General features: G+C 66.2%; 18 protein-coding genes. 8 read left to right on the top strand and 10 right to left on the bottom strand.

The features are described 5' to 3' along the window. Nucleotides 1–78 precede the first annotated feature (78 nt). Nucleotides 79–408: a hypothetical protein gene (locus tag Amac_RS17435; RefSeq protein ID WP_155355443.1), complete on the top strand. Its 330-nt coding sequence runs from the start codon at nucleotides 79–81 to the stop codon at nucleotides 406–408. 247 nt (nucleotides 409–655) lie between these two features. On the opposite strand, the gene Amac_RS17430 is transcribed toward Amac_RS17435, so the two are convergent. The 5 genes from Amac_RS17430 to Amac_RS17410 form a co-directional block, all read right to left on the bottom strand. Further along, nucleotides 656–1,069, bottom strand: coding sequence for an SRPBCC family protein (locus tag Amac_RS17430; protein WP_155355442.1), 414 nt, complete (start codon nucleotides 1,067–1,069; stop codon nucleotides 656–658). 102 nt (nucleotides 1,070–1,171) lie between these two features. After that, nucleotides 1,172–1,588 carry a MarR family winged helix-turn-helix transcriptional regulator gene (locus Amac_RS17425; RefSeq protein ID WP_246268434.1) on the bottom strand — a complete coding sequence of 139 codons (417 nt, stop codon included), beginning with the start codon at nucleotides 1,586–1,588 and terminating at the stop codon, nucleotides 1,172–1,174. A 303-nt stretch (nucleotides 1,589–1,891) separates the two neighbouring features. Continuing rightward, the gene (locus Amac_RS17420; protein WP_155355440.1) at nucleotides 1,892–2,443 is read right to left on the bottom strand and encodes an HAD domain-containing protein; all 552 of its coding nucleotides are present in this window, start codon (nucleotides 2,441–2,443) and stop codon (nucleotides 1,892–1,894) included. 71 nt (nucleotides 2,444–2,514) lie between these two features. Next, nucleotides 2,515–2,979: a hypothetical protein gene (locus Amac_RS17415; protein ID WP_218041137.1), complete on the bottom strand. Its 465-nt coding sequence runs from the start codon at nucleotides 2,977–2,979 to the stop codon at nucleotides 2,515–2,517. Between the two features lie 30 nt (nucleotides 2,980–3,009). Then, nucleotides 3,010–3,768, bottom strand: coding sequence for an alpha/beta fold hydrolase (locus Amac_RS17410; RefSeq protein WP_155355439.1), 759 nt, complete (start codon nucleotides 3,766–3,768; stop codon nucleotides 3,010–3,012). Between the two features lie 958 nt (nucleotides 3,769–4,726). Here Amac_RS17410 and Amac_RS17405 point away from each other — a divergent pair. Further along, nucleotides 4,727–5,677 (top strand): LuxR C-terminal-related transcriptional regulator, encoded by a 951-nt coding sequence (locus Amac_RS17405; RefSeq protein ID WP_155355438.1) that lies wholly within the window; start codon nucleotides 4,727–4,729, stop codon nucleotides 5,675–5,677. Between the two features lie 140 nt (nucleotides 5,678–5,817). On the opposite strand, the gene Amac_RS17400 is transcribed toward Amac_RS17405, so the two are convergent. Beyond that, the gene (locus tag Amac_RS17400) at nucleotides 5,818–6,390 is read right to left on the bottom strand and encodes a Uma2 family endonuclease (protein ID WP_155355437.1); all 573 of its coding nucleotides are present in this window, start codon (nucleotides 6,388–6,390) and stop codon (nucleotides 5,818–5,820) included. A gap of 377 nt (nucleotides 6,391–6,767) precedes the next feature. Between Amac_RS17400 and Amac_RS17395 the strand changes: the two genes are divergently transcribed. Beyond that, nucleotides 6,768–6,977 (top strand): hypothetical protein, encoded by a 210-nt coding sequence (locus Amac_RS17395; RefSeq protein ID WP_155355436.1) that lies wholly within the window; start codon nucleotides 6,768–6,770, stop codon nucleotides 6,975–6,977. 192 nt (nucleotides 6,978–7,169) lie between these two features. On the opposite strand, the gene Amac_RS17390 is transcribed toward Amac_RS17395, so the two are convergent. Together Amac_RS17390 and mce are read right to left on the bottom strand one after the other, a co-directional pair. Continuing rightward, nucleotides 7,170–8,459, bottom strand: a complete 1,290-nt coding sequence (locus Amac_RS17390; RefSeq protein WP_155355435.1) for a DivIVA domain-containing protein — start codon at nucleotides 8,457–8,459, stop codon at nucleotides 7,170–7,172. Nucleotides 8,460–8,646: 187 nt separating this feature from the next. Continuing rightward, nucleotides 8,647–9,069 (bottom strand): methylmalonyl-CoA epimerase, encoded by a 423-nt coding sequence (gene mce, locus Amac_RS17385; RefSeq protein ID WP_155355434.1) that lies wholly within the window; start codon nucleotides 9,067–9,069, stop codon nucleotides 8,647–8,649. A gap of 85 nt (nucleotides 9,070–9,154) precedes the next feature. On the opposite strand from mce, the gene Amac_RS17380 reads away from it, so the two are divergent. The 3 genes from Amac_RS17380 to Amac_RS17370 are packed head-to-tail and all read left to right on the top strand — an operon-like array spanning nucleotide 9,155 to nucleotide 12,180. Continuing rightward, complete coding sequence (locus Amac_RS17380) at nucleotides 9,155–10,327, top strand: acetyl-CoA C-acetyltransferase (protein ID WP_155355433.1); 1,173 nt, start codon at nucleotides 9,155–9,157, stop codon at nucleotides 10,325–10,327. Beyond that, nucleotides 10,324–11,256 (top strand): methylmalonyl Co-A mutase-associated GTPase MeaB, encoded by a 933-nt coding sequence (gene meaB / locus Amac_RS17375; RefSeq protein WP_155355432.1) that lies wholly within the window; start codon nucleotides 10,324–10,326, stop codon nucleotides 11,254–11,256. The genes Amac_RS17380 and meaB overlap by 4 nt, the downstream gene beginning before the upstream one ends. Nucleotides 11,257–11,310: 54 nt before the next feature. After that, on the top strand, nucleotides 11,311–12,180 hold the full coding sequence (locus Amac_RS17370) for a sulfotransferase family protein (protein ID WP_155355431.1): 870 nt from the start codon (nucleotides 11,311–11,313) through the stop codon (nucleotides 12,178–12,180). Nucleotides 12,181–12,395: 215 nt separating this feature from the next. Here the strand turns inward: Amac_RS17370 and Amac_RS17365 are convergent, their stop codons facing one another. Together Amac_RS17365 and Amac_RS17360 are read right to left on the bottom strand one after the other, a co-directional pair. Further along, nucleotides 12,396–13,079: a DUF4230 domain-containing protein gene (locus Amac_RS17365; protein ID WP_246268409.1), complete on the bottom strand. Its 684-nt coding sequence runs from the start codon at nucleotides 13,077–13,079 to the stop codon at nucleotides 12,396–12,398. 31 nt (nucleotides 13,080–13,110) lie between these two features. After that, complete coding sequence (locus Amac_RS17360; RefSeq protein ID WP_155355430.1) at nucleotides 13,111–14,439, bottom strand: hypothetical protein; 1,329 nt, start codon at nucleotides 14,437–14,439, stop codon at nucleotides 13,111–13,113. A 239-nt stretch (nucleotides 14,440–14,678) separates the two neighbouring features. Between Amac_RS17360 and Amac_RS17355 the strand changes: the two genes are divergently transcribed. Both Amac_RS17355 and icmA read left to right on the top strand, forming a co-directional pair. After that, nucleotides 14,679–15,197 (top strand): MarR family winged helix-turn-helix transcriptional regulator, encoded by a 519-nt coding sequence (locus Amac_RS17355; RefSeq protein ID WP_155347361.1) that lies wholly within the window; start codon nucleotides 14,679–14,681, stop codon nucleotides 15,195–15,197. Between the two features lie 23 nt (nucleotides 15,198–15,220). Further along, the gene (gene icmA / locus Amac_RS17350) at nucleotides 15,221–16,879 is read left to right on the top strand and encodes a coenzyme B12-dependent isobutyryl-CoA mutase large subunit (protein WP_155355429.1); all 1,659 of its coding nucleotides are present in this window, start codon (nucleotides 15,221–15,223) and stop codon (nucleotides 16,877–16,879) included. Nucleotides 16,880–16,960 lie beyond the last annotated feature (81 nt).

Below are 16,960 nucleotides of genomic sequence, written 5' to 3'. Positions count from 1 at the left end.
TGCGGAGTCAATGGCTAAAACTTTGAAGAGACCCTCAGGATCATCGCCAATCAGAAGATGCTTTGAAAGGCTACTGAGATGAGTAATTCGGAGCTGGCCGAGAGAATGGATCGGTCGGCGGCCCGCCTCCGCGAACGTCTGACCTACTGGGCCTATGCCCTAGGTGGCGTGCTGGCGGTCTCCTATAGCCTTGTCATAGGAGTTCACAAGTACGAGTTAACAGATTCCCCCCAGATTGATCCGGATAGGATCGGCGCCGGAATTCTGGTCACCAGTATCGGCTTAGCCTTGCTGCTCGGCGGCGTGGTGGTCCGGAGAAGGTCCAAGGCATCCTGGATAATCCCTGGCTTGTTCTTCGTGATTGGAGTTCTTCGCATCGTATGGTTGCTGGGCCTGCCGCCGCGGTAGTTCGCTTTGGATCGGGCGAGCGCACAGCGGGTGGCCATCGGCGGTCTCGACAGGACTGGATTTATCCGGACTTGGACGCGTGCTTCGTCCTGCTGACCAACGTCATGGAACCCGAACGCCACGGCGTACAAACCCGACAACCTCCTTGACGCCTTCACCGCCGCCGTACGCCCGTGATTACATCGAACGGCTACAGGGCAGGTGTGTACCCCTCGTCGACGCCCCCGCGACGTTCCCGATTGGTGCGCTAAGCGATTGCGGCATCCTCCAGCGTCCGTTTCATGTCCTGCGCTCCGCGTTCGACACGAGCGCGGGTTTCGGTCGCCAGCGCATCCGGCAGCAGGTCGGTGATCCACACGAGCCGACTGCGGTCTGAACCTTCGGGAAAGACCTGGAACGAAGCGTGGTGGTGAGTGATGGGCGGTCGTGCTCCTTCGACCACGGCATAGGCCAGACGACGAGCCGTGTCGTCGACATCGACGATCAGCTCGCGAATGGTTCTGCCATCGGGGAGAACGAGAATCCTGACATCGCCCTCCAGGCGGGTGTCGACAACGCGGTCCGGCAGAAGGCGTAAGTGCACCGCCCCCACGTCACGTATCGCCGCCCACACCTGCTCCGGCCGGGAATTAATCACGACTTCAGTGTGAATGGAAGCCATTTCGATCTCCTGTCCGAGTGCTTCATCGATGTCGTCGCGCGTGTCCAGGGGGCGGTGACCTGCGGCACTGACAGGTCGTCTGTTCGGGAAGCGGTGACGGCTTTACTGCTGTGGGCCTTCCACGCCATCGGCTTGCCTGAGGTGCTCCGAGACCCGGTGCTGGTTGTCGGCGAGCAGCAGGCACAGGTGCCGAAACTGGGTCAGCTCGGCGGACGTGAAGCCCCGGAAGATCGCCGCCATGGCGGCCTGGGTGGGCCGGCGAAAGGCTTCGATCCACGCCTGCCCATCGGGCGTGATCCGCGCCAGAACCGAGCGCCGGTCACGCCGATCAGGAACCCGCTGCACCAGCCCGTCACGTTCGAGCGTGTCGACCAGCCCGGTCACATTGCGGGAGCTCACCCCCGCTGACTGGGCCAGCTCACCGATACTGAGCCCATCTTCGGCTCCGGCGCTCAAGCGAATCAGGACGTCAAGCGCCCCCGAGCTCAGCCCACGCCCCTCGGCCCCGTGCGCACGCATTCGCTCGACGGCGTGAAAGGCGGTGCGGACCGCAGTAGCGGCCTCAAGGGCAAGGGTGTCATCTCCCGCAGCGAACCGGGTCATAGCGGCCCTGGCCTGGGGGTCGAAGAGGGAACCATCGGGATCACGTTCGAATGATTTATGTACGTCCTTCATGATGAAGCACTACTTTAATACGTACTTCCCTAATTGTCGACAGCGGGGAACGCCGGTCGGAGCTAGACGTCGGCTGGCCCGCAGCGACCGCGAGAGTCTGTCGATGGATCCCCGACGTGTCGCGGCTGCCCAGACTCTCGAACAGTTTCAACCATGCGACGACAGCGTTCCGTGACCACGAAACCACTCATCCAGAGCAGCGTAGTCGGCGTCGCCGAGACCCCGACCGGGGTCGACACGATGGAGCAGGGCTTGCCCCCGGTGGTGCACGGACACCCAGGCTCGATCTATGTCAGTGACCTCATCGTCAACCCAGGCAAACGGACGCCCTGCCGCCCAGTCGACGAGCGCCCGAGTCTTCCAGTGCATCCCATCCCGCTCGTCCTGTTCATCAACCTCGGACGGCTCCGGCCACGTCACCACCGGCAACCGCGGCAGCCCGATCCGCGGCGCAATGCACTCATTCGCGTCGTCCATCCATGCCGTGGCCCAGACCAGATCGCACGGCAGCGCCACCAACCGGGGCCCGTGCGCGGGATCAATCCTGGCCAGAAGCGGATTCGAGTCAGCCTTTCGTGGTTCGCTGCTCGTTCGATAAGTCGAGTATCCGTCCGGATACTGCTGCGGTGCGGCGCCGAACGGAATAAGTGGTCCATCGACATCGAGGAAGAGCAGCGGACGCTGCGCAGAGCCGGTCACGGCGGCACGATAGCTTCTCATGACAACAGACCCACTCGATGAGAATGCTCGCCCATACCGCAGGAGGGGCTTCAATCCTCGTGTTCGGTCCTCACACCGTCGGGAGCAGTAGCGGCCAGCTCGTCGCTCATCGCGGTAAGGACCGTCAGGATCGACGCGACGACTTCGATCTCCATCGGGCCTACCACTCGCAGCCAGACCAGTTCGGTTTGTCCAGGGAATCGTCGGACGCTGGTGGGCCCGTCAGGCCACGGGTGCGGTAATTCTGGAAGGTGGCGCACTAAGATCTCGTCGACGAAGCAGACCGAGGACTCGGGAAGCTTGCTGACCGACAAGTGATACAGGCCCTCCAACGAGATGGTGATATCTGGCCACTCCGGGCCTCGTCTGAGGCTGATCTCCAGTGCATCGCGGTCATTTACGATGTCAAACGACATCCGATGAACGAGATAGCCCACACACGACGACAGCGCCGCGCTGGCATTATGACACATGTTTTCGAAAGGCGTGGCCGTCCCTGGCATGGCTGGGTCCATACTTCTTTCCTGTATCGGCACGAGAATGGGTCACAGTTTCGCGAGGAACGCCGCTACCGCTTTGTTGAAGGCCTCAGGGGTTTCTATCGCCGACAGATGACCGGCATTCGGCAGGACTTCGAGATGAGCGTCAGGAGCGGCTTCCGTCATGGCCTTGGCCTCGGTGAGTGGGGTCAACTCGTCTTCTTCGCCTACCAGGATCAGGGCCGGGATCTTCAGAGCGCGGAGAGTGTCGAAGGAGTCCGGTCTGATGGCCATGGCTCGGAGTGCCCAAGCGACGGCGGCGGGCGGCGCCGACTGCACCAGACCACGGACACGGCCGAGAACCATGGCCCGATCGGTCAGCGTCGTGGGTCCCACCAGACTGGGGATCGTGTCGGTGAGGTCACCCCCGGACAGCACACGTTGGGCGGCTCGTTCGCGGTTGGCGGCGGCTTCAAGCGTGTCCGGTGCCGCCTTGGTATCGGCCAGAACGACCGCCTGTACGCGGTCCGGATGACGGCGGCAGAAAGCCATGGTCACATACCCACCCATGGACTGACCACCTATAACAGCACGCTCGATCCCTTCACCATCAAGCAGCTCGGCCACGTCATCGGCCATCACATCCATGGACGGATCGTCATCCCCGAGCTGCGACCCACCGAACCCTCGCATATCCGGAGTGATCACCCGGCACCGGCTCGCCAGTCCCTCCCGCTGCCCCAGCCACATAGCCGACGAAAACGGAAAAGCATGGAGGAGCACCACCGGAATGCCCTGACCGGCCTCACGAAAAGACAATCGCATCCACCCACGGTAGCCCCTTCCGGCTACCCCAGGTCAACGGAACAATTCCGACGTCCGTTCACTCGTTCGATAGCCCTCAACCAGAGCCAATTGGCCCCGAACGGCTCGGTGAGCCTCAATTCCATGCCCAGCCAGAGACGAAAATATGTGGGAGAAGCCCCAATGGCGGGGGCCACAGCTCTCCGTGGTAAAGCCAGAGGCAACCGGGTCACACCAGGCAGTGAGATTCAGCTCACCTTGCTTTGAGGGTTTGGGATCACCTTGCATGATGGAGAGAACAGGTTCCGCCGCGCGTTTGTCCAGGGATACGGTTGCGTTCGCGCCGACGTCACCGTACCTCCTGGATGGCGCACAGCGATGTTTCTCAAGCCGTAGGAGAACATCGCTATGTCCGGCATCGCGGCCATCCTGGCAGCCATCCCCACCTCCGTCCTCGTGGTGATCGTCGTGCTCCGCCGCGGCCCGGATGCCCTGCTTCGGTTGCTCGCCGGACTGGTCGCCCTCTTCTCCCGGAACGACGCTCGCGGACGGCGCGCCCTCGCCATCCTTCGACTCCTTCAACCAGGTCAACCGAAGATCGCGTCTGATAAGGGATCCAAACCCAGCATTCGGGTCCCTCCGGAAGGAGCGAAGTGACCGGAGAGACGAGGGAAGGCACGCAGGCCGGTCATGCGGCGGATCTCGTCGAGTTTCTGGGGGAAGTCCAAGACGATCGACAAATAGATGACGCGGCAGCGTACGCCGCGGGCCAAGGCTAAAGAGCGGCTGAGCTCGCCGAACCGGAGGATCGGCCGTACGACAGACAACGGCCGGCGCCTCCCTCAACGCCGGCCGTAGGTCTTCCTCCCTCAAGGTGTTGCCTTGAAAGACATCTCAACGATGACGTGGATCTGGCGTGTGATGTACCGATTGGGCTGGCCGGTACCGGTCAGTGGCCGGAATCTGCCAAGGTAGAGGTATGTGGGAAGCGATCGGCTTGTCCGGACTGGAGGAGCGGCTGTACCGCCTTCTGCTGCGCGATCCCAAGATTTCCCCCGAGGAGTCAACCCGGCGGCTGGACTCCTCACACGATGAAGTTCGGGCCGCTCTGGACCGGCTCCAGGAGTTCGGCCTGCTTGAATCAGCCGGACCCTACGGATACCGTCCGGCGGACCCGAGAATCGCCTTGTCTTCAGCCATACGGCGCCGCCGGGCCGAGTTGGACCGTCTTGCGATGACGGCCGAGGAACTCGCCACCGACTTCCAGGAGGGTTTGCTCCGTGCTGACCCCGGCCGTGTGATCGAAGTCGTCGAGGGATCTGCGGCGGCCGGACGCCGGGTCGAGGAACTGCTCGCCGGAGCGACCCGCGAGGTGCTCGCCCTGGACGCCCCGCCGTACGCCGCGACGGGCACGTCCCTGGGCGCCGAGGAGGCGGCCTTGGCCCGTGGCGTACGCTGCCGCGCCATCTACTCGTCGATCGTCCTGGACCTCCCCCAGAAACTCGACGAGATCCGCCGCATGACCGGCTTAGGGGAACAGGCCCGAGTTCGCTCCCGAGTCCCGATCAAGCTGATCCTGGTAGACGGCCGCACCGCCCTCCTCCCCCTCACCGACCACGAGGAAGGCGCCCGCTTCACCTCGATCGTGGTAGGCCGCAGCGCCCTCACCAACGCCCTCGTCGCCCTCTTCGAAACCCTCTGGCGAGAATCGTCCCCCGTCTGGGGCGCCTCCGCCGCAGCCCCCGGCGACGGCGTGGACCAGCAAATCCTCGAACTCCTGGCCGTCGGCATGAAAGACGAATCCATCCTCCGCCAACTAGGCATCTCCGAACGCACCCTCCGCCGCCGCATCGCCTCCCTCTTCGACCGCCTCGGCGCCACGGGCCGCTTCCAGGCAGGCGTACAGGCCGCCCGAAAGGGCTGGATCTAGCCGTTCTCCAGAGGTGCCCACCTCTTAACGTCATCCTGGCTGTCTGCGCTCAGTTGACGGATTGAATGTCTGATGGTCGCTCGGGGAGACATCTCTGGGAGTGCTCGACTCTTACGGAGCCACAAGTGAGGACGGGCGGGTCAGATCAGTTCGATGAGGTCGACTTCTAGGGGTAGCGGATCTGACACCTTGAGTTTGTCGGTATCCACGCCGGCAGAAGCGTAGAGGCCGGTGGTGGGGTCCAGCCGATAGCGGAACACCGCTGGTCCGTGATCATGATCGTCAAGTTCGACTCGCCAATAGTGCTTGATCCCCGCAGCGGCGTACTCCGCAGGCTTGTCCTTCTGATCCGCAGTGACCGACGCGGGCGACATGACCTCGACGACCATCAAGCAGTGTCCAGGGCGCAGAATCTCCTCGTCGGGGAGGGACGCATCGTAGACGGCGATATCAGGACGCCGGTTGAGCAGCGGGATGTCACGAAGTCTCAAGTCGATGTCGGTGGAGACAGCCAGGTGATCGCCGCAGACGTACTCGATTGCGTTTGCCAGGCGGCGGGCGAGGATCTGGTGCGCGCGGCGGGGGGCGGCGTTCACGACGATGGCTCCGTCCACGATCTCAATGCGCCTGGAGATGTCCTCGGGCAGCCCTTCGTAGGCCTCGGCACTGAGCCCTTCGGGCGACAGCACCATCCAGTCGGGCAAGGCGGTCATGCCCTCAGCATATGGCAGCGGTCGCCGCCGCCCACCGACTCCGGCAGGTCAGCGAAACGTGGCTTGGGACGCACCCGGGCGGTCGATCCGAGCTCGGCCATCCGCGCCGCCACGGTGTCCTCCGAGCTATTCTCCCGTAGGTCACGGATGATGCGCGGGAGCCGTAGGCGCCGCCAGAGACAGTGCACACAAGGGCATGCCCATCCTTTGCGGACCGGATTCAACCGCTCAGAGGTTAGTACCGGCGTCTATTTAGTGAATCTGCAGGTCATCGTCCGTTAGTGGGTTACTTGCGCTGATCTGTCGAGAGGTCGTGACGCTAACTTACGCTCGGCGGGACCTACTGTAAAGAAGTCCCTGCTAGGGGTGAGCAGCGCATGAAATTTCTGGGCAAGATGGTTCTGGCAATAGGTTTCTCGATCGCCGCGAGTGGCGTCATGGTGCTGGCGCAGACCTCGGTGGCCAATGCCGTGGTGGCCAACCCCGACCCCAACTGGTGCGACCACAGGATTAAGGACCTGGACATGCCCGAGCCGGAGACGTATCCCAATGGCGTACCCGTCGGAGACAAGTGTCCGGCTTTCTGAAGCCGTCTGTCGAGCCTGGTGATCACCACGATCACCAGGCTTGATGCTTGTCAGTGCTCTGCCGTGTGAGAAGCGGCTACAAACACCCCCGAGCCGCCGCAACAGAAACGGAACGTGACAAAGCCCGGCGAAACGGAAGTTTCGCCGGGCTTTTATCAGTGTGTGTAGCCGTCGCCCCGAGGAAAGTGAGTCCTACTCCTGCCACCATTCGGCGTCGTCGTCCGCCTTGGGGGCGGGCGGAGCGGGCTTCGGGGTGGGCTTGTCGTTGACGCTGGGCGCGGCGGACAAGGCCGGCTTGATGGGAGCGGCCACCACGGGGGCGGGCTCGGGGTCCATGCCGGGCAGGGCGGCGCCGCCGAGGAGCTGGCGGAGCTGGGCCAGGTGGCTGGTGATGCTGTCCCGCTGGCGAGTCAGTTCGTCGACCTGGCGCTGCATGTTGGAGCGGGTGCGCTCGGCCTCGGCCTTGGCGTCACTCACTATCGACTCAGCGCTGGACTTGGATTCGGCGACCAGCTGGTCGGCGTTCTTGCGGGCATTGGCCAGGAGCTGCTTGGCGTGGGTGTCGGCCTCGCGGCGGGTCTGGTCGGCCTGCTGGGTGGCCTTGGTGGCGCGCTGTTCCGCGGTGGCGGCGCGCTGCTCGGCCTCGGCGACCAGCTTCTGCGTGTTGGCCTGCGCGGTGGCGTGACGCTCGGACTCCTGGCGCTCGGACTCCTCGCGGCGGGCGGCCAGCTGGATCTCGAACTCGGCCTCGTCCTGGGCGCGCTTGGCCTCGGACTCCTCCAGGACCCGCTGGGCCTGGGCGCGCATCTCGTCGGCCTGGCGCTTGGCGGTGGTCAGCACCTCGTCGCGCTCGCGCTTGGTGGACGCGCGCAGCTGGGCGACCTCACGCTCGGTGGTGGTGCGCAGCTTGGCGATCTCACGCTCGGCGTCGGCGCGCTTCTCGGCGACCTCGTGGTCGGCGGTGGCGCGGAGCTTGGCGACCTCACGCTCGGTGGTGTTGGTCAGTTCGTCCGACTCGCGCTTGGCGGTGGAGCGGATCTCCTCCGCGTCCCGCTCGGCGGTGGTGCGCATCTCGTCGGCCTCGCGGGTGGCGAGCGCGCGCTTCTCGGCGGCCTCGTTCTCGGCGGCGGCGCGGACGTCGGCGGCGTCCACCTTGGCGGCGGCCTTGATCTCGTTGGCTTCCGACCGGGCGGCCTGGACCAGCTCGGTGGCCTGCTCCTCCGCCAGACGCAGCAGTTGCTCAATGCGGGCGCCCAGCCCGGAATAGGTCGGGCGCTCCTGCTCCTGCAGCTGGCGCTGGGAGTCGGAAAGGTCACGCTGAAGGGCGGTGACCTGCTCCCGGGCCTGACGCAGGTCTGTGTCCAGCGTCTTCAGGTGGTCGTGGACCTGGTGCCGGTCATAGCCGCGGAGCACCACGTCGAATTCCCGGGAGGGGGCGTCTTCAAAGAAATTGTTCAACTGGGCGTCGATGTCGGACTGCATGAGGCTCGATCCTGGGTTGTCGAGACGGCTACACGGGCCGGACGGGGGGGTTTCGGACATCCGAGGCGAGGAGCCCATTGCGGGATCCACGTCCGGTGGTAGGCCAGCGTACTCCGGTGCTGCCGTGTTGGAGGCCTCCTCGGACTTTCTGCGCGACTTGTTACGTATGAACCTTTCTTGCGTTTGCTCAATGCCTCGATGTCTCTACCAGCTCCGTTAGGACTCCTCCCACATCCTTGGGGTGTAGAAACGCAATTGAGGCACCCATAGAGCCGTGACGTGGGCGTTCGTCGATGAGACGCACCCCCTTGGCGCCGATGTCCGCCATGGCCTTGGCCACGTCTGGCACGCCGTATCCAATGTGGTGCACGCCCTCGCCGCGCTTGCTCAAATACTTCCCCACGGCGCTGTCGGGGTGAAGGGGTTCGAGCAATTGGATGTAGGAGGCTCCGCTGTCGCCGTCGGCCACGTGGAGCATGGCCTCCCGCACGCCCTGCTCCTCGTTCACCTCCCGGCTCACGACCACCAGACCGAACGTCGACTCATAGAATTCGATCTTCTCCTCCAGGTTGTGACACGCGATGCCCACATGGTCGATCCGCAGCAACATTTGAGCCCACCCTCCTTGGCGATCGTCCGACCGCCTCTAGGTATCGTGACACCGTCGCCCCTGGTCGATCGAGGAGGCCCCGCCCATGTCCCGTTCCGTCATTGTCGCCGGAGCTCGTACCCCCATCGGACGATTGCTCGGCGCGTTGGCCGGGCAGTCCGCCGTCGAACTCGGCGGGATCGCCATCAAGGCCGCGCTGGAGCGCGCGGGCGTGGCCCCGGCCGACGTGCAGTATGTGATCATGGGCCAGGTGCTCCAGGCGGGGGCGGGCCAGATCCCGTCGCGGCAGGCGGCGGTGCTGGCGGGGATCCCGATGACCGTGCCGTCGCTGACGATCAACAAGGTCTGCTTGTCGGGGCTCGACGCGATCGCGCTGGCCGACCAGCTGATCCGGGCGGGGGAGTTCGAGATCGTGGTCGCGGGTGGCATGGAGTCCATGACCAACGCGCCGCACCTGATCCCGCGTCTCCGCAAGGGCGTCAAGTACGGCTCCACCGAGATCCTGGACGCGACTGCGCTGGACGGCCTCACCGATGCCTTCGATCAGGTGTCGATGGGGGAGTCGACCGAGCGGCACAACGCCCGCTTCGGGCTCACCCGCGAAGATCAGGACGCTCTGGCCGCGCGGTCGCATCAGCTGGCCGCCGCCGCGGCCAAGAACGGCGTCTTCGACGCCGAGATCGTCCCGGTCCCGCTTCCCAAGGGCGCCCAGTTCACTGCCGACGAGGGCGTACGGCCCGAGACCACCGTGGAGACGCTGGCCACCCTGCGGCCGGCCTTCACGAAGGACGGCACGATCACGGCCGCCTCGGCTTCGCAGATCTCCGACGGCGCGTGCGCGGTCGTGGTGATGTCCGAGGCCAAAGCGGAGGAACTCGGGCTCGACTGGCTGGCCGAGATCGGCGCCCACGGCAACGTGGCCGGTCCGGACAACTCGCTGCAGTCCCAGCCCGCCAACGCGATCAAGCATGCGCTCGGCAAGCAGGGACTGACCGCGGCCGATCTCGACCTGGTCGAGATCAACGAGGCGTTCGCGCAGGTCGTGCTGCAGTCGGCGAAGGAGCTCGGGGTGCCGCTCGACAAGATCAACGTCAATGGTGGCGGTATCGCGCTCGGCCATCCGATCGGCGCGTCGGGTGCGCGGATCGTGCTCACTCTCGCTCACGAGTTGCGCCGTCGCGGCGGCGGGCTCGGCGCGGCGGGGCTGTGCGGCGGTGGCGGCCAGGGTGACGCCCTGATCATCCGCGTTCCCGCGTGACGCCTCTCGCCGACGACGTTCTGGCCGGTCGGCCGCGGGCCATCGCGCGGGCCATCTCCCTGGTCGAGAACGCCGGTACGGCCCTGCGTGACCTCATCGCGGCGATCGGCACGCGACAGCCGTACCGGGCCCGGGTGGTGGGTTTGACCGGATCGCCCGGGGTGGGGAAGTCCACCTCGACCGGAACCCTGATCGAGGCGGCGCGTAAGCGCGGCGAGAAGGTCGGCGTGCTGGCGGTGGATCCGTCGTCGCCGTTCACCGGGGGAGCGCTGCTGGGTGATCGGGTGCGGATGCAGGAGCACGCGACAGATTCGGGAGTGTTCATCCGGTCCATGGCGACGCGCGGGCATCTGGGGGGTCTTTCCTGGGCGGTGCCGCAGGCGATCCGGGTGCTGGACGCGGCCGGATTCGACCTGATCCTGGTGGAGACCGTCGGTGTCGGGCAGGCGGAGGTGGACATCGCCTCGCTGGCCGATTCCACGATCGTGCTGCTCGCGCCGGGGATGGGCGACGGCGTGCAGGCGGCGAAGGCGGGCATTCTGGAGATCGCCGATGTGTTCGTGGTGAACAAGGCCGACCGGGAGGGGGCGCAGGCGACGATCCGGGAGTTGCGGAACATGATCGCTCTTTCCGGCGCGTCGTGGCGGCCGCCGATCGTGTCCACGGTGGCCGTGCGCGGCGAGGGTGTGGACGATGTCGTGGCCGCGCTGGACGCGCACGCGGAGTACCTCGAAAAATCAGGTCAGGGCCGGGTACGCAAGCTGGCGCGGGCTCGGGACGAGATCGAGGCGATCGTGCTGGCGGGGCTGCGGGCGCGGATCGGCGGGCCGATTCACGGTGACCGGCGGCTGGACGTGCTCGCGGAGCGCGCGCTGGCGGGGGAGACCGATCCCTACACGGCCGCCGATGAACTCATCGCATCGCTCTAGCTTTTCCCAGGCCTTGTTCACCCTCGCGTAACCCCAGCTCTTTACGTTCGCGACATGAAGTGGAAGCAGGTTGTGAACTCGACCCTGGAAGGGGTCACCGGCTACGCCATCAAGCGTGTACGCCTCCCGCCCAAGCCCTTGCCGCCGTTGCCGCCGCGCATGCCGGACGACGTGATCAGGGGGCCGGTCGACCCGGCGGCGGACCGGTTGCTGCGCGAGCCCGTATTCCTGCTGGCTTCCGTGCGTTCCGGGTCGACGTTGCTGCGGGTGATGCTGAACAGCCACTCCCACCTGCACGCTCCGCACGAGACCCATTTCCGGCGGATGACCGTCAACCTGCCCACCGACCCGCTCCAGCAGGCGCTGACCGCGCTCGGGCACACGCACAGCGATGTCGAGCACATCCTGTGGGATCGGATGCTGCATCGGGAGCTCCTGCGCAGTGGCAAGAAGATCCTGGTGGAGAAGACTCCCAGCAACGTCTTCGCGTGGAAGCGGATCTCCACCTGCTGGCCGGACGCGCGGTTCGTCTATCTGATCCGGCATCCGCTGTCGATCGCCACCTCCTGGCATGAGGCCGACCCCGAGGCCCGGCCGATGGAGGAGGCCATCCCGCACGCGCTCAGGTACGCCACATACCTCGAAGAAGCCCGCCAGAAGGTGGGAGGCCTCACGGTCACCTACGAAAGGCTGACAACCAACCCAGAGGCCGAACTCCGCGCGATCTGCGACCGGCTCAGCGTTCCGTGGGAACCGGGCGTTCTCCGCTATGGAGACCACGACCACGGGACGTTCGTCAAGGGCATTGGCGACTGGCGCGACAAAATCCAGACCGGTACGGTCCAGCCTGGTCGTGCGCTTCCCGAGCCTGATGAAGTTCCTGAGGAGATGCGGGAAATGTGTGCCAAATGGGGTTATCTCTAGCCTTTGGGGTTGTGTCAACGGTTGAGGTCCGTAGCGGGTGGGCAGGGCGGACACTCCGGCCGACCGTGATAGCTAGCCTCTCGTTAGCCGCTGGTCAGCGGCCATCGCGGGCGCGGTGGTCTCTGGCACGGTCTTATGTCGGCCTACGTGTCCGCCCTGCCCACCCGCGGGGTGACCCGCCGTACTTCGCGTCGGTCTTTAAGAGCCGAATGTCTCTAGGGCTCGTCGGTGTAGGTGATGGTGATTTTGGTGAAGCCGAGGGCTTTGAGCATGTTTTCGAGCATTGACTTGGTGTTGGCGTCGGCGCGGGCGCGGAGGTCGCTTGTTATGGCGGCTTCGGTGATTTTTTGTTCGGCGAGGATGTAGAGCTCTTGCTGGTTGCCGGGGGCGTCGGAGAGGAACTCGCCGACGCGGTCGAGGATGCCGCGTTCCTGGTGGTAGACGTAGGAGCGTTTGTTGTCCAGGTTGGGCTTTTCTAGTTGGGCGCGCGGGAGCCGTACCGTTACGGAGGTGCGGTCGGGGGAGACGGTGATCGCGTCTTTGGCTAGGTCGCCGAACTCTACGTAGGCGTCGACGTTGCCGGCTCCGACGAAGAGGGTGCGGGTGCCCTTGATGGCGTCGGGGAGGAAGGCGGCGTCTTTCTCCAGGTCTACGACGACCTGGAAGTTGCCGGTGGCGGCTTCGAAGCGGCTCAGGTTGTGGATTGACTGCAGGAGGACTGGCTGGGAGCGGTCGATGGTGGTTTCGCGGAAAGGGTCCAGCCAGGACCAGGCCAGGCGTGCGCCCACGACCAGCAGCAGGGTGACGAAGAGGGCTGCGGCCAGGCGTCGCCAGCCACGGCGGGACGTGCGCGTGACGGGGGTCGGCTCGGTCAGGGGAGCGCGTGTCTGGCGGTTCACGAAGGGACATCTTCCCGCTAATACGCGGCAATCACATTGCGGGGGAGGGCATTCCGCCCGGGGGTGGTGATGCGGGCATCAGGGGGACGGGCATCAGGGGGGTTGGGCTTGGTCGTGGGGCGTAGGCGAGGCCGCCGAAGTGGTTGACGCTTAGGCGGCAGTTGGCGAAATCGGCGTAGAACATGCGTAGCCACTCGCGCCGTTGTTCCTCGCTCAGGCCGGAGAACCACGCGGAGGCGTTCTGGTGCTCTAGTAGTGGTCCGGCGGGGAGCGGTTCGCCGCGCAGCCATGCGGCCACGATGGCCCGGTAGCCGGCGGAGACGGGTTCGGTGCAGGGGCGGGAGAGGCGTTCCACGAACTCGGCTGCCGCGCGGTCGGCGTAGCCGGTGTCCAGGTCGTCGACGTGGATGGGGATCACGCCGCGGGCGGCGTCCTCGGCGCCCGCGGTCAGGCGGGAGCGCTGCTCGACTCGCTGGAAGGCGGCCGGGGTGCCGGACAGGCGGGCCGCGATGCCGGTGAACGCGCTGCCCAGTTCGGTGAGGCCGCCGCGCATGCCCGGGTGGACGCAGACCGTGATCGGCCATTCCTGGCAGCTGTAGACGATCTTCTGGGCGCTGGACAGGGCATCGGGTTCTGACACCAGGCGGGCCACTCCGGTGCCCGCCGCCAGCACCGCGAGCATCGCCGCCGCCAGGGCGAGCGGCTGCCGCGTGACCGCGGCCGCCCAGCTGAGCAGCAACGCGGCGCTGATGCCCAGCAGCCAGATCGTCTGGTCGAGGAAGGCTCCGTCGCTCAGGCCCTGGAACAGGTCGTACGGCTCGGGTGGGGCCGGCGCCAGCCGATCGGCCCAGCCGGATCCCTCGGCGATCCAGGTGAACAGCGCGTAGGTCGCCAGCCCGGCCAGCATCGGCGTGATCGCGTACGGCACACCCCAGCCGAGCATCCACCCCAGCACGACGTAGAGGGCGAGACCGGCCGCGCCCATGGCCAGGCCGCTCGGCAGCAGCGCCCCGGCCTGCTCGCTGAGCACCGCGCGCAGCGTCAGCACCAGCACGGTCGCTCCGAAGGAGCCGATCACGACGGCGAGGATCGCCAGCGGCGCCTTCAACGCCTGCCGGATGGTCCGTTCGCCCCGGGTCGCCCGGCGCTTCCTGACGGCCACCCAGGCGGCGAACGCGGCCGCGACCGGGCCGGTCAGCCGGAGCGAGCCGATGACGGCGACGACGATGTTGTCCCACACCATCACGCCGGGAATGAGGACGCTCCACGCCGCCACCAGGCCGAGCACCATCAGCACGGTCACCGTGACGACCGCGCTGTGCTTCAGCTCCTCGCGTGAAACGCCCCTATGCTCACGCACGACCTGCCCATGTCAATGTGCTGCCCATCAAGCACCCCCCGTGCCTGTGTAGACGCCGCCACCCGCCCGGCCGCGCCCGTTTCCCCGTGGCGCGGGGCGAGTTTGCCGTCGCCTCACTGTTTGACGTGACAACCATAACGGAGCGTGATGTTTGGTGGGCCGATTCTTGGGTCAAGGACTGAGTTTGGTCACGCTACGTGAAGTGCGAATCTGGACGATCGCCGCGCTACCGTAACGCTGTGCCTCTCAACCTGCCGTTCGATCCCATCGAGCGCGCCGCCGGGACCTGGCGGGAGCGCTTCGGGCCCTCGTCCGCCATGGCCGCCGTCACCTCGATCATGAGAGCGCACCAGATCTTGCTCGCGCAACTGGACACGCTGCTCAAGCCGTACGATCTGACCTTCGCCAGGTACGAGGCGCTGGTGCTGCTGACCTTCAGCCGGGCCGGGGCGCTGCCGCTTTCCAAGATCGGGGAGCGGCTGATGGTGCACCCGACCAGTGTGACCAACACGGTGGACCGGCTGGAGCGGGCGGGTCTGGTGATCCGCAGACGGAACCCGAACGACGGCCGGGGCGTGCTGGCCGAGATCACCGACGAGGGCCGCGCCGCCGTCCGGGCCGCCACCGCCGATCTGATGGCCGCCGACTTCGGCCTGGGCATGTACGGCGAGCCCGACCTCACCGCCATGTTCGACCTGCTCAGAACCCTCCGGGTGGCGGCGGGCGACTTCACCGAGAAGGACGGTGGCAGTTTTTAGTAGGACGTCCTAGTATCTTGGCTATGGACGAGACCGAGGCTGGGCGTGCCCGCTGGCAGGCCAGATACGACGCGGCGAGCAAGCGGAACCGCGAGTTCAAGACGCTGTCCGGCCTGCCGGTCGATCCCGTTTACGGGCCGCAGGCCGCCGATCCCCGGTTCGAGCGGATCGGGTGGCCGGGGGAGTATCCGTTCACGCGCGGCCTGCACGCGACCGGCTATCGGGGGCGGCCGTGGACGATCCGGCAGTTCGCCGGGTTCGGGAACGCGCGGCAGACCAACGAGCGCTACAAGATGATTCTGGGCGCGGGCGGGGGCGGGCTCTCGGTCGCGTTCGACATGCCGACGCTGATGGGGCGTGACTCCGATGACGCGCACTCGCTCGGCGAGGTCGGGCACTGCGGGGTGGCCATCGACTCGGCGCTCGACATGGACCTGCTCTTCGACGGCATCCCGCTGGGCGAGGTGACCACCTCGATGACGATCAGCGGACCCGCGGTGCCGATCTTCTGTATGTACGTGGTGGCGGCTGAGCGTCAGGGCGTACCGCTGCGGGCTTTGAACGGGACGTTGCAGACCGACATCTTCAAGGAGTACATCGCGCAGAAGGAGTGGCTGTTCGCGCCCGAGCCGCATCTGCGGTTGATCGGCGACCTGATGGAGTTCTGCGCCGCCGAGGTGCCCGCCTACAAGCCGCTGTCGGTCTCCGGCTACCACATCAGGGAGGCCGGCTCCACGGCCGCCCAGGAGCTGGCCTTCACCCTCGCCGACGGCTTCGGCTACGTCGAGCTGGGCCTGTCCCGCGGCCTGGACGTGGACGTCTTCGCCCCCGGCCTGTCCTTCTTCTTCGACGCGCACATCGACTTCTTCGAGGAGATCGCCAAGTTCCGCGCCGCCCGCCGCATCTGGGCCCGCTGGATGCGCGAGGTGTACGGCGCGCGCACCGAGAAGGCGCAGTGGCTGCGCTTTCACACCCAGACCGCCGGGGTCTCGCTCACCGCCCAGCAGCCCGACAACAACATCGTCAGAACCGCCGTGGAAGCGCTGGCCGCGGTGCTGGGCGGCACCCAGTCGCTGCACACCAACGCGCTGGACGAGGTGCTGGCGCTGCCGTCGGAGAAGGCCGCCGAGATCGCGCTGCGCACCCAGCAGGTGATCATGGAGGAGACCGAGGTGGTCAACGTCGTCGACCCGCTCGGCGGCTCCTGGTATGTGGAGGCGCTCACGGACCGGCTGGAGGCCGAGGCGGAGGAGATCTTCGCGAAGATCCGGGAGATGGGGACCGGTGACATCACCTCCGGGCTGCTGCGCGGCATCGAGGACGGCTGGTTCATGGCCGAGATCGCCGAAGCCGCCTTCGACTACCAGCGGCAGCTGGAGAAGGGCGACAAGCGCGTGGTGGGGGTGAACTGTCACACCGGGACCACCGAGCAGCCGCTGGAGATCCTGCGGGTCAGCCACGAGGTGGAGGCCGAGCAGCGGCGGGTGCTGGCCGAACGCCGGGCCAAGCGGGATCAGAGCGCGGTGGACGCGGCGCTGGCCGTTCTGGTGGATGCGGCGCGTACCGACCAGAACATGATCGAACCGATGCTGGTGGCCGCCCGGGCCGAGGCGACGCTGGGTGAAATCTGCGATGTGCTCCGCGAAGAATGGGGCACATACACAGAACCGCCGCGATTCTGACCGTGTTTATGGCCGATCCTCCGGATCGGCGGGCTTGGCCGCCTTCAGCCTGTGTCTTCCCTCGTCACTCCGGCCGCTTCG

The organism is Acrocarpospora macrocephala (genome assembly GCF_009687865.1).
In the GTDB taxonomy this organism is placed as follows: domain Bacteria; phylum Actinomycetota; class Actinomycetes; order Streptosporangiales; family Streptosporangiaceae; genus Acrocarpospora; species Acrocarpospora macrocephala.
The sequence above is the reverse complement of the archived record's forward strand: the minus strand, read 5'-3'. Positions and strand labels throughout refer to the sequence as shown.